Origin of the sequence: Pseudomonas sp. NFPP07 (genome assembly GCF_900115645.1) — a bacterium.
In the GTDB taxonomy this organism is placed as follows: Bacteria; Pseudomonadota; Gammaproteobacteria; order Pseudomonadales; family Pseudomonadaceae; genus Aquipseudomonas; species Aquipseudomonas chlororaphis.
This window is the reverse complement of record NZ_FOXG01000007.1, coordinates 310,247-322,110: the sequence shown is the minus strand read 5'-3', so window position 1 is coordinate 322,110 and position 11,864 is coordinate 310,247. Positions and strand designations below refer to the sequence as shown.

Below are 11,864 nucleotides of genomic sequence, written 5' to 3'. Positions count from 1 at the left end.
GGATGGCGTCTGTAGGCGCGAGGTTTGCCCGCGATGCGGTTGCAGGGGGATACGTGCTCACCACAAGAAAGAGGTCCCATGCCCAACCGTGCCGAACTTGACGCCACCACCGCCCGCTGGCTGCCATGGGTGGTGGCCATCGCCTTTTTCATGCAATCCCTCGACGGGACCATCCTCAACACCGCCCTGCCGGCCATGGCCCGCGACCTGGCGGAAGATCCGTTGCGCATGCAGGGCGTGGTCATCGCCTACATGCTCACCGTGGCGCTGCTGATCCCTGCCTCGGGCTGGATCGCCGACCGTTTCGGCACCAAGAAGATCTTCTTCGGCGCCATCTTGCTGTTCAGCATCGGCTCGTTGCTCTGTGCCCTGTCCAACTCCCTGAGCATGCTGGTCGGCGCCCGGGTGATCCAGGGCCTGGGCGGCGCCCTGATGCTGCCCGTCGGCCGGCTGGTGGTGCTGCGCGCCTACCCGCGCTCGGAACTGGTGCGGATCATGGGTTTCATCACCATTCCCGGGCTGCTCGGCCCACTGATCGGCCCGACCATGGGCGGCTGGATGGTGCAGTACCTGACCTGGCACTGGATCTTCCTGATCAACCTGCCGGTGGGCGCGATCGGCTGTTATGCCGTCTGGCGCTTCATTCCCGACCTGCGCGGCAGCGAGCGCACGCGTTTCGACGGCCTGGGCTTTTTGCTGTTCGGCGCGGCAATGGTGCTGATCACCATCGCCATGGAAGGCCTGGGCGAACTGCACCTGCCGCACCTGCGGGTGATGTTGCTGCTGTTCGGCGGCCTGGCCTGCCTCGCGGCCTACTGGCTGCGGGCCGGGCATATCGACAATCCGCTGTTCGCGCCTTCGCTGTTCAAGGTGCGGACTTTTGCCGTGGGCATCCTCGGCAATCTGTTCGCCCGCCTCGGCAGCGGCGCCCTGCCGTTCCTGGTGCCGCTGCTGCTGCAAGTGGCCCTCGGTTATTCACCGTCACAGGCCGGGATGAGCATGCTGCCGCTGGCCGCCGCGGCGATGCTCGCCAAGTCCATCGCCCGCCCGCTGATCGAACGCCTGGGCTATCGCATCGTCCTCACTGGCAACACCCTGGCGCTGGGGATCATGCTCGCCAGCATGGGCCTGGTCACGCAGCAGACGCCCTACCCGCTGCTGCTGGGCATGCTGGCGGTGCTGGGGGCGATCAACTCGCTGCAGTTCACGGCGATGAACACCGTGACCCTGATCGACCTCGACGACGCTTCCGCCAGCAGCGGCAACAGCCTGCTGTCGGTGGTGGCGCAACTGTCCCTGAGCCTGGGGGTGGCCTGCGCCGGCGCGCTGCTCGGCGGCTTCACCGCCGAAGTCGGCAATGACGGCGTGAACACCGTGCTCGGCGCCTTCCAGCTGACCTTCCTCACGGTGGGGATCATGGCAATGCTGGCGGCGGCGATCTTCCTGCAGCTGTCGCCCAGGGACGGCCGGCGGGCGAAGAAGGTCCAGGAGCATATCGAGCACTGAGCCGCATCGGATAAAACATGCAGCTCGATTGACGTCGGCTGCGCCGCCGATCGCAGCCTTCGGCAGCGGCTACAGGAGGGAGCGATGGCTCGCTCGTCCAGAAATTGCAGGTAAAGGGAGCGGGACTGATACACTGCGCGACATTTTGTTTTGCAGGCCCGTCCCGTGACCACCATTGCCACCGCTTTTAATACTTTGCCGCTGTCCGCCGCCATGCTGGCTAACCTCGACTCACTCGGTTATGCCCAGATGACGCCGGTCCAGGCGCAAAGCTTGCCGGTGATCCTCAAGGGGATGGACTTGATCGCCCAGGCCAAGACCGGCAGCGGCAAGACCGCCGCGTTCGGCATCGGCCTGCTGAACCCGATCAATCCGCGTTATTTCGGTTGCCAGGCCCTGGTGATCTGCCCGACCCGCGAGCTGGCTGACCAGGTGGCCAAGGAAATCCGCCGCCTGGCCCGCTCCGAAGACAACATCAAGGTCCTGACCCTGTGCGGCGGCGTGTCCTTCGGCCCGCAGATCGCCTCGCTGGAACACGGCGCGCACATCATCGTCGGCACCCCGGGCCGTCTGTCCCAGCACCTGCGCAAGGGTTCGCTGAAACTCGACGGTCTCAACACCCTGGTCCTCGACGAAGCCGACCGCATGCTGGACATGGGCTTCTACGACCCGATCGAAGAGATCATCGCCTACACCCCCGAGCGCCGGCAGACCCTGCTGTTCTCCGCCACCTACCCGGTGGGCATCAAGCAGCTGGCCTCGAAGTTCATGCGCGACCCACAGCAGGTGAAGGCCGAAGCCCTGCACGCCGACAGCCAGATCGAGCAGCGTTTCTACGAGATCTCGCCGGAAGAGCGCATCGACGCGGTGGTCAAGGTGCTGAACCACTTCCGTCCGCAATCCTGCGTAGCCTTCTGCTTCACCAAGCAGCAGGTCCAGGAAACCGTCGACCACCTGACCGCCAAGGGCATGTCCGCGGTGGGCCTGCACGGCGACCTGGAACAGCGCGACCGCGACCAGGTATTGGCGATGTTCGCCAACCGCAGCACCTCGGTGCTGGTGGCCACCGACGTGGCCGCCCGCGGCCTGGACATCGATGCCCTGGACATGGTGATCAACGTCGAACTGGCGCGGGATTCGGAGATCCACATCCACCGCGTCGGCCGCACCGGACGCGCCGGCGAGAAAGGCCTGGCGGTCAGCCTGGTGGCGCCGTCCGAGGCGCACCGCGCCCAGGCCATCGAGCAACTGCAGAAGTCGCCCTTGAACTGGGAACAGATCGACAGCCTGAAATCCCAGGGCGGCGGCCCGCTGCTGCCGGCCATGAGCACCCTGTGCATCGGCGCCGGGCGCAAGGACAAAGTGCGTCCGGGCGACATCCTCGGCGCCCTGACCGGTGAAGCCGGCATCCCCGGCACCCAGGTCGGCAAGATCGCGATCTTCGACTTCCAGGCCTATGTCGCCGTGGACCGCGGCATCGCCAAGCAGGCCCTGCAACGCCTGAACAGCGGCAAGATCAAGGGCCGTTCGCTGCGCGTGCGCATCCTGTAATCCCGCAGCCCCCTTGTAGGAGCGAGCTTGCTCGCGATAGCGTCCGAACGGCCAACATCGATGCTGAACCAGACGCCGTCATCGCGAGCAAGCTCGCTCCTACACAAATTTTGTGTGAGGACACCGTTTTGCGCTCTACCGAAGTCGTGATCATTGGCGCTGGCGCCGCAGGGTTGATGTGTGCGCTGACCGCGGCCGGCCGTGGCCGCCAGGTGCTGCTGCTGGACCACGCCAACAAGGCCGGCAAGAAGATCCTCATGTCCGGCGGTGGGCGCTGCAACTTCACCAATATGTACACCGAGCCGGGCAATTTCCTCTCGCACAACCCGCACTTCTGCAAGTCGGCCCTGGCCCGCTACACCCAGTGGGATTTCATCGGCCTGGTGGCCAAGCACGGCGTGCCGTACCACGAGAAAAAACTCGGCCAGCTGTTCTGCGACAACAAGTCCAGCGACATCCTCGGCATGCTGCTCGACGAGTGCGACCAGGTCGGCGTGCAGCTGCACCTGGACACCTCGATCCAGCAGATCGAGAAGCTCGACAGCGGCTACCTGCTGGAAACCACCCTCGGCCAGCTCCAGTGCCAATCCCTGGTGATCGCCACCGGCGGCCTGTCGATTCCGACCCTGGGCGCCACCGGCTTCGGCTATCAGGTGGCCAGGCAGTTCGGCCACGAGCTGCTGCCGACCCGCGCGGGCCTGGTGCCGTTCACCATCACCGACCAGCTCAAGGAGCTGTGCGGCGAGCTGTCCGGCACCTCGGTGGACTGCCTGGTGAGCTGCAACGACATGAGTTTCCGCGAGAACATCCTGTTCACCCACCGTGGCCTGAGCGGTCCGGCGATCCTGCAGATTTCCTCGTTCTGGGAATCCGGCGACACGGTGGAGATCAACCTGCTGCCGGACCACGACGCCGCTAGCTGGCTGCAACAGCAACAGGCCGAACGCCCGAACAGCGAGCTGAAGACCCTGCTCGGCGAGATCTTCACCAAGAAGATGGCCGGCCTGCTGGCGGACAACTGGTTCGTCTCCAAGCCGATGAAGCAGTACACCCACGCCGAACTGGCGCAGATCGCCGAGCAACTGGCGTGCTGGAAAGTGGTCCCGGCCGGCACCGAGGGTTATCGCACCGCCGAAGTGACCCTGGGCGGCGTCGACACCCGCGAGGTGTCGTCCAAGACCATGGAGTCGCTGAAGAGCCCGGGGCTGTATTTCATTGGCGAGGTGCTGGACGTCACCGGCCACCTGGGCGGCTTCAACTTCCAGTGGGCCTGGGCCTCCGGCTACGCGGCCGCGCAGTACGTCTGATCCGCTTCCCGGCATTCCCCTGACACCTGTAGCCGCTGCCGCAGGAGCCGCAGAACCGGCCACTGCGGTGGGACAGGCCGAACACGGTCGCCTGTTATGCGGCCGCTGCGCGCCCGATCGCAGCCTCGCGGGGCTCGGCAGCGGCTACAAGGTTTCCCCATTTCCTGTAACCGCTGCCGCAGGCTGCGATCGACCCGAAGGGGCGCTACGATCTGGCGTCTCCCCCTGAGGTCCTGCGGACCTATCGCAGCCTTCGGCAGCGGCTACAGCGAGCGTCCGGCAACACGCCGGATGAACACTCCAGCTCCGGGCGGGAACAGAATTTGCCGTCGGATGTGACGACCCCATTGCGCGGTCGTCAATACTGGCTCAATTTAGCGGCATCGCCCCGGAAGGCTTTCTCACTTCATGTCATCGACCAGCTTTCGTCAGTCACTGCGGCGCCTTTGGGCGCTGGATAAATTCAGCTACAGCGTGCGGGTGTTCATCGCTCTGACCGGGAGCATGGCGCTGTGCTGGTACCAGGACGAAATGGCCTTGCTGATCCCCTTGTTCCTGGGGATTATCGCCAGCGCCCTGGCCGAGACCGACGACAGCTGGCAAGGCCGGATCAATGCCCTGGCCGTGACCCTGGTGTGTTTCAGCGTCGCCGCCCTTTCCGTCGAACTGTTGTTCCCCTATCCCTGGATCTTCGTCATCGCCCTGGCGCTGGCCAGCTTTGGCCTGACCATGCTCGGCGCCCTGGGCGAACGTTATGGGGCGATTGCCTCGGCGACCCTGATCCTGTCGGTCTACACCATGATCGGCGTGGACCAGCGCGGCGGCGCCGTCACCGACTTCTGGCACGAACCGCTGCTGCTGGTGGCCGGCGCCGCCTGGTACGGCCTGCTGTCGGTGCTGTGGCAGGCGATGTTTTCCAACCAGCCGGTGCAGCAGAGCCTGGCGCGCCTGTTCCGCGAGCTGGGCTATTACCTCAAGCTCAAGTCGTCGCTGTTCGAGCCGATCCGCCAGCTGGACGTGGAAGCACGCCGGCTGGAACTGGCGCAGCAGAACGGCCGGGTAGTGGCGGCCCTGAACGCCGCCAAGGAAATCATCCTGCACCGGGTCGGCAACGGCCGGCCGGGCTCGAAAGTCAGCCGCTACCTGAAGCTGTACTTCCTCGCTCAGGACATCCACGAACGCGCCAGCTCGTCCCACTACCCCTACAACGCCCTGGCCGATGCGTTCTTCCACAGCGACGTACTGTTCCGCTGCCAGCGCCTGCTGCGCCAGCAGGGCAAGGCTTGCCGGGCCCTGGGCGAATCCATCCAGCTGCGCCAGCCCTTCGTCTACGACGCCAGCTTCGCCGAAGCCCTGAGCGACCTGCACGCCTCCCTGGAACACCTGCGCATCCAGAGCAACCCGGCCTGGCGCGGCCTGCTGCGTTCGCTGCGGGCGCTGGCCGCCAACCTCGGCACCCTCGACCGCCTGCTCAGTGACGCCAGCAACCCCGACGCCCTTGCCGACGCCACCGACAGCAGCCTGCTGGACCGTTCGCCGCGCAACCTCAAGGACGTCTGGACCCGCCTGCGCACCCAGCTGACCCCGACGTCGCTGCTGTTTCGCCACGCCCTGCGCCTGCCCCTGGCCCTGAGCATCGGCTACGGCATGGTGCACCTGATCCACCCCTCCCAGGGTTACTGGATCATCCTCACCACCCTCTTCGTCTGCCAGCCGAACTATGGCGCCACGCGGCGCAAGCTGGGCCAGCGGATCATCGGCACCGCCATCGGCCTGGTGGTCGCCTGGGCGCTGTTCGACCTGTTCCCCAGCCCGCTGGTGCAGTCGCTGTTCGCGATTGCCGCCGGGGTGGTGTTCTTTACCAACCGCACCACCCGCTACACCCTGGCCACCGGCGCCATCACCATCATGGTGCTGTTCTGCTTCAACCAGGTGGGCGACGGCTACGGGCTGTTGCTGCCGCGCCTGTTCGATACCCTGCTGGGCAGCCTGATCGCCGGCCTGGCGGTGTTCCTGTTCCTGCCGGACTGGCAGGGCCGACGCCTGAACAAGGTGCTGGCCAATACCCTGACCTGCAACAGCATCTACCTGCGGCAGATCATGCAGCAGTACGCGGCCGGCAAGAGCGACGACCTGGCGTACCGCCTGGCCCGGCGCAACGCCCACAACGCCGACGCGGCGCTGTCCACCACCCTGGCCAACATGCTGATGGAGCCCGGGCATTTCCGTAAGGAAGCGGACGTGGGCTTTCGCTTCCTGGTGCTCTCGCACACCCTGCTCAGTTACCTCTCCGGCCTCGGCGCGCATCGGGAAACCCAGCTGCCGGCGGAAGTCCGCGAGCACCTGATCGACGGGGCCGGGGTCAGCCTGGCCAGCAGCATCGATGAAATCGCCCAGGGCCTGGCGAGCAAGCAGCCGGTGGCGATCCAGAGCGATGCCGAAGAAGCCCTGGCCAACGAGCTGGAGCAGATGCCGGACGAGATCGATGAAGGCCAGCGGCTGGTGCAGACCCAACTGGCGCTGATCTGCCGCCAACTGGGCCCCTTGCGGACCCTGGCGGCGCATCTGATCAAGGACACCGGCGAAGAACAGGCCGCGTAGCCGCTGCCGCAGGCTGCGATCGCCTCCGCAGGAGGCGCAAGCTTTCAAGAACGCCGCAGGTTTTGGCCTCGGCGCCCAGCCTGCGGCAGCAGCTTTAATGACGCCGTTTCACATCCCGTGCTGGCGCAGCAGGCGGTCGTAGCTGCCGTCGGCTTTCATCGCCTCGATCTCTCGATCGAACCCCGCCACGATCTGCGCATGCGCGGGGTTCTTCAGGCTGACCAGGATATGCAGGCCGTTCTCGCTCAGGGAATTGGGCAGGAACTCCACCGCGTTACGCACCCGCGGCGACTCCCGCGCCAGGTAATAGCGGGCGACGTACTCGTCCTCCAGGGTCAGCTTGACCCGGTCGGCGGCCAGCATGCGCACCGCCATCGCGAAGTTGTGCACCAGGACCTTCTGCAGCTCTGGATCGCTGTCGAAATCGGGGGAGTAGGCATAACCGCGCACCACCGCGATGGGGTACTGGTGCAGTTGCTTGAGGCTGGTGTATTCGATGGGGGCATCCTTGCGCCGGATGAAACGCACCCGATTGACCAGGTACTCCGAGGAGAATTGCCCCAGCTGGGTGCGGGCCTCATTGAACCAGGCATTCACCAGCACGTCGTAACGCCCCTCGCCGACGCCAAGCAAGGCCCGCGCCCAGGGCACCTGTTCGAACTCGCTGGCATAACCGGCCCGGGCCAGCGCGGTGCTGACGATGTCGGTGGCCAGCCCGCCGTTGACCAGCGTCGCATCCGTGAAGGGTGGCCAGGCGTCGGCCACCAATCGCAATTTTTCCGCATAAGCGCTCTGGCCCAGCAACAGCAATCCGATCAAAGCAAAAGCTCGATGCAATCGCGGCATGCGAAAAGATCCTTAGCGGGCGGACAGCCCTGCGTGTTTTTTTGCCCAGACTCGAGGTTCTCCGGCCGGTGGACGGCCGCGACCCAGCTCCTAACAGTAGCTTATGGGCGCCACTGCACAGCGCTTCAGCGCAGATTACACAAAGAAGACCGCTACGAACCAACGCAATGATGGCATTTTGACCTGCCTCACAGAAACGCTACTCCAGCGCCGGGCAAGACAAGCCACCCGCCAGTCGCTTAACATCCGGGCACCGCTTTCCAAAGGATGAAACGATGACAATCGAATGGGTCTGCAAACACCACACCGATCTGGGCAAGGAGCAGCTGTACGCGATCCTGCAGTTGCGTACCAAAGTCTTCGTGGTCGAGCAGAAATGTGCCTACCAGGAAGTCGATGGCCAGGACCTGGAAGGCGACACCTGCCACCTGATGGCCTGGGACGATGACCAACTGGTGGCTTACCTGCGCCTGCTCGACCCGACCTCCCAGGGCGGCGACGTGGTCATCGGCCGCGTGGTGATCGCCCCGCAAGCCCGGGGCAAGGGGCTGGGCCATGAACTGATGGAGCACGCCCTGAAACAGGCGCAGAAACGCTGGCCGCACATACCGATCTATCTGTCGGCCCAGGCGCATTTGCAGGGGTATTACGGGCGCTACGGCTTCAATGTCGTGGGCGAGGAGTACCTGGAAGACGATATTCCCCATATCGGCATGCGCCGGGCCTGAGAACGCTATCGCGAGCAAGCTCGCTCCTACAGGGACGGCACAAATCCTGTAGGAGCGAGCTTACTCGCGACAGGATCGACCGACCGCCGCGAATCCCTCAGGGATACTCCAGCACTGTCTTGATCCGCGACAGGTTCGCTTCGATCCAACCCTTGTCGATCGCGCCCCAGCTTTTGATCCGATAGCTGCCGGCATGATTGCGCGCGCCGTCCTGCTGCTCGAACTCACAGACGATATCCAGATCCGCCAGGGCGGCGATGGTGTCCTGCGCCGTGCGCCGCGGCATGCCGGTGGCCTCGGTCAGGGCCGGGACATTGCTGGCCAGGCCGCTGTCGATCAGGTACGCCACATACAGCCGGCGGTAAAAGCTGCTCTTGGTCTTGCTCACATCCATCGCCCGTTCCTTGTACAGGGTTACTCGGAACCACCTGCCCTGGCTTGCAGGTCGCGCCAGGTCAGGTAGACCCGCAGGTCGAATTCCAGTTGGTGATAGCCCGGCAGCATGTGCTCGCAGAGCTTGTAGAACGCCTTGTTGTGCTCGCTTTCCTTGAAGTGCGCCAGCTCGTGGACAACGATCATGCGCAGGAACTCCGGCGCCGCCTCCTTGAACAGCGAAGCGATGCGGATTTCCTTCTTGGCCTTGAGCTTGCCGCCCTGGACCCGCGAGATCGTGGTGTGCAGGCCCAGGGCGCGGTGCGTCAGGTCCAGGCGGTTGTCGAACAGCACCTTGTCGATGGCCGGGGCGTTGCGCAGGTACTCCTGCTTCAACTCCAGGGCATAGCCGTACAGCGCCTTGTCGCTCTGCACCCCGTGCTTGCCGGGGTACCGCTGGCTCAGGTAATCGCCCAGCCGCCCTTGCGCAATCAGCTGGCGCACTTGCTCTTGCAGGGTGGCGGGATAGGCCTGGAGGTATTTCAACGCGGTCATGGGGCGGCAACGCAATCACGAAAGGCCGCCAGTGTAGCGAATTCAACCCGGCAACGCGCTCCAGTCGAAAGGCTCGGCAAAGCGCTCGGCATCCGCGGCGATCAATGGCCGCGCCACCAGGAAGCCCTGCACGTACTCGCAGCCGTTGGCCTGCAGCCAGCGGTACTGCTCCAGGGTCTCCACGCCCTCGGCGATCACCAGCACGCCGAACGCCTTGCACAGGTCGATCACGCAGCGCGCCAGCGCCGCATCCCGTGCCGAATCCGGCAACCTGGCGATCAGGTGACGGTCGAGCTTGAGGGTGTCGAGCTCCAGATCCCGCAGGTGGGCCAGCGAACAGGCGCCCGAACCGAAGTCATCCAGCGCCACCCGCACCCCGAGACTGCGCAACAGGCGCAGCTGCTTGCGCGACTCGTCGAGGTTCTGGGTCAAGGCGTCTTCGGTGATTTCGACCTCCAACTGCCGAGGTTCCAGGCCATGGCGCTCCAGGACCTGGCGCAGTTCGGTGGCGAGGTTCGGCATGGCGAACTGGGTGCCGCTCAAACTCACGCCCAGCACGGTCTGTTCGGCGAACAGCGTTTTCCAGGACGCCCGCTGGCTCGCACTCTGCTGATAGATCCAGCTCCCCAGGCGGCTGATCAGCCGCGCCTCCTCCAGCAGCGGCAGAAACAACCCCGGCGGCACATCGCCGACGCTCGGATGCCGCCAGCGCAACAGGGCTTCGAAACCGCGCAGGCGCCCATCGGCAATCGCCACTTGGGGCTGGTACACCAGGTTGAACTCCTTGTGCTCGACCGCGCTGCGCACACTTTCCTCGAGCATCAGCCGCGAGCGGGCACGGCCGTTCATTTCGTGGTCGTAATAGCGATATTGCTGGCGCCCGGCACGCTTGGACTCGTACATGGCGATGTCCGCCGCGCGCATCAGGCCATCCAGGTTGGAACCGCAATCGGGGTAGGTGGCGATACCGATACTGGCCCCCAGCGCGACCTCCAGGCCATCGAACTGCTGACAGATCGATATGCGCTCGATGAGCTTCTCGGAAATCTTCGCCGCCTGTTCCGGAAATTCCAGCTCCAGCAAGGCGGTGAACTCATCGCCGCCCATGCGCGCCAGGATGTCGAAGGAACGCAAGCAGGCCTTTATCTGCTCGGACACCCAGCGCAGCACCCGGTCTCCGGCGTCATGCCCCAGGGAATCGTTGACCCGTTTGAAACCGTCCAGGTCCAGGTACAACAGCACCAGCGACTTGTCGGAGCGCTCGCTGCGCAACAACAGGCTCTCCACGGTCTGGTAGAAACCACGCCGGTTGAGCAGGCCGGTCAGCGGATCGGTCACTGCCTGGTATTCCAGCTGCTGGTGCAGATGACGGACTTCCGACATGTCGAGCAAGGTCACCACCATCGCCTTCTGCTCGCTCGGCAGCGGCGCGCAGGACAACGCCACCGACACCTGCTGGCCCGGAGCCGTACGCAACGTGGCGTCGTGCAGGCGGTAGGTCTCGCCCTTGCGGTAGCTGGCATACAGCTCGGATTCGGCCCACTGCGGCACATGGGGCTTTTGCAGATAGTCGAGCAGCCACGCCCCCTCCAGCTCATTCACCGGAGCGTTGAGCAAGCGTGAAATCGCCGGATTGGCAAAGCGGATGACCCCGCCCTCATCCACCACCAGAATCCCCTCCGCCGCGTTCTCCAGCACCGAGGCATTGAAGGCCCTGGCACTCTCCAGGTCATGGCTCAGGCGCTGCAGTGCGCGGCGATTGCGCTGCTGCTCCAGTAGCGCCTGTACCTTGGGCTTGAGAATCTGCGGATCGAACGGCTTGAACAGATAATCCACCGCGCCGCTGGCGTAGCCCTTGATCACCGCGTCCTTGGACTGCTCGTTGGCGGTGAGGAAAATGATCGGGGTCAGCCGGGTTCGCTGGCTGCCGCGCATCAGGCGGGCGACTTCGAAACCGTCCATTTCCGGCATCTGTACATCCAGCAACACCAGATCGATCTCGTGTTCCAGTAACAGCCCCAGGGCCTCGACACCCGAGGCGGCGGTCATGACCTGCCAGTCGTGGCGCTGCAGGAGTGCTCGCATGCTGAGCAGATTTTCGGGGTAATCATCAACAATCAGTAAGACCGAGCTGGCTTCACCTGGCCGAGTTTGCGCGCATTCCATGCTGCTTCTCTTGTCTGTGTAGGGTCGGCCTGCGAACAAGACCGGACAAATACTGTGACTTCACTCTAGCCCTGGATCCAATAAAGCAGAAGCTGTCACAGCGCCATCATTTAGCCAAAGCCCGAGGCTCCCGACTAACGGTCAGCTCCATAGCTGCTGAAACCGGTGGAAGCGTTTTTTCGACAGATGGTTGACGCCAATTATCCGCCGGACGGGCATTAACAAAAGTCCC

9 protein-coding genes are annotated in these 11,864 nt (G+C 64.5%); 5 read left to right on the top strand and 4 right to left on the bottom strand.

Features of this window, described 5'->3' with window-relative positions:
- Window positions 1-33 precede the first annotated feature (33 nt).
- The 4 genes from mdtD (at window position 34) to yccS (ending at window position 6,965) form a co-directional block, all read left to right on the top strand.
- Window positions 34-1,506 carry a multidrug transporter subunit MdtD gene (gene mdtD, locus BM019_RS19865; protein WP_259679317.1) on the top strand — a complete coding sequence of 491 codons (1,473 nt, stop codon included), beginning with the start codon at window positions 34-36 and terminating at the stop codon, window positions 1,504-1,506.
- 213 nt (window positions 1,507-1,719) lie between these two features.
- Window positions 1,720-3,057 (top strand): ATP-dependent RNA helicase DbpA, encoded by a 1,338-nt coding sequence (gene dbpA / locus BM019_RS19860; RefSeq protein ID WP_230589677.1) that lies wholly within the window; start codon window positions 1,720-1,722, stop codon window positions 3,055-3,057.
- A gap of 128 nt (window positions 3,058-3,185) precedes the next feature.
- The gene (locus BM019_RS19855) at window positions 3,186-4,364 is read left to right on the top strand and encodes a BaiN/RdsA family NAD(P)/FAD-dependent oxidoreductase (RefSeq protein WP_007922295.1); all 1,179 of its coding nucleotides are present in this window, start codon (window positions 3,186-3,188) and stop codon (window positions 4,362-4,364) included.
- 408 nt (window positions 4,365-4,772) lie between these two features.
- The gene (gene yccS, locus BM019_RS19850; protein WP_062824369.1) at window positions 4,773-6,965 is read left to right on the top strand and encodes a YccS family putative transporter; all 2,193 of its coding nucleotides are present in this window, start codon (window positions 4,773-4,775) and stop codon (window positions 6,963-6,965) included.
- A 108-nt stretch (window positions 6,966-7,073) separates the two neighbouring features.
- On the opposite strand, the gene BM019_RS19845 is transcribed toward yccS, so the two are convergent.
- On the bottom strand, window positions 7,074-7,811 hold the full coding sequence (locus BM019_RS19845) for a substrate-binding periplasmic protein (RefSeq protein WP_085533045.1): 738 nt from the start codon (window positions 7,809-7,811) through the stop codon (window positions 7,074-7,076).
- Between the two features lie 275 nt (window positions 7,812-8,086).
- On the opposite strand from BM019_RS19845, the gene BM019_RS19840 reads away from it, so the two are divergent.
- A complete protein-coding gene (locus tag BM019_RS19840; RefSeq protein WP_085533043.1) occupies window positions 8,087-8,539 on the top strand; it encodes a GNAT family N-acetyltransferase in 453 nt (150 codons plus the stop codon).
- Window positions 8,540-8,636: 97 nt separating this feature from the next.
- Here the strand turns inward: BM019_RS19840 and BM019_RS19835 are convergent, their stop codons facing one another.
- Genes BM019_RS19835 through BM019_RS19825 form a run of 3 tightly spaced genes read right to left on the bottom strand, consistent with a single transcriptional unit; the run spans window position 8,637 to window position 11,632 of the window.
- Entirely contained in the window at window positions 8,637-8,933 is a 297-nt protein-coding gene (locus BM019_RS19835) for a winged helix-turn-helix domain-containing protein (RefSeq protein WP_007922307.1), read from the bottom strand.
- Window positions 8,934-8,953: 20 nt separating this feature from the next.
- Entirely contained in the window at window positions 8,954-9,466 is a 513-nt protein-coding gene (locus BM019_RS19830) for a M48 metallopeptidase family protein (protein WP_007922309.1), read from the bottom strand.
- A 42-nt stretch (window positions 9,467-9,508) separates the two neighbouring features.
- Window positions 9,509-11,632 (bottom strand): putative bifunctional diguanylate cyclase/phosphodiesterase, encoded by a 2,124-nt coding sequence (locus tag BM019_RS19825; RefSeq protein WP_092419492.1) that lies wholly within the window; start codon window positions 11,630-11,632, stop codon window positions 9,509-9,511.
- Between the last annotated feature and the right edge of the window lie 232 nt (window positions 11,633-11,864).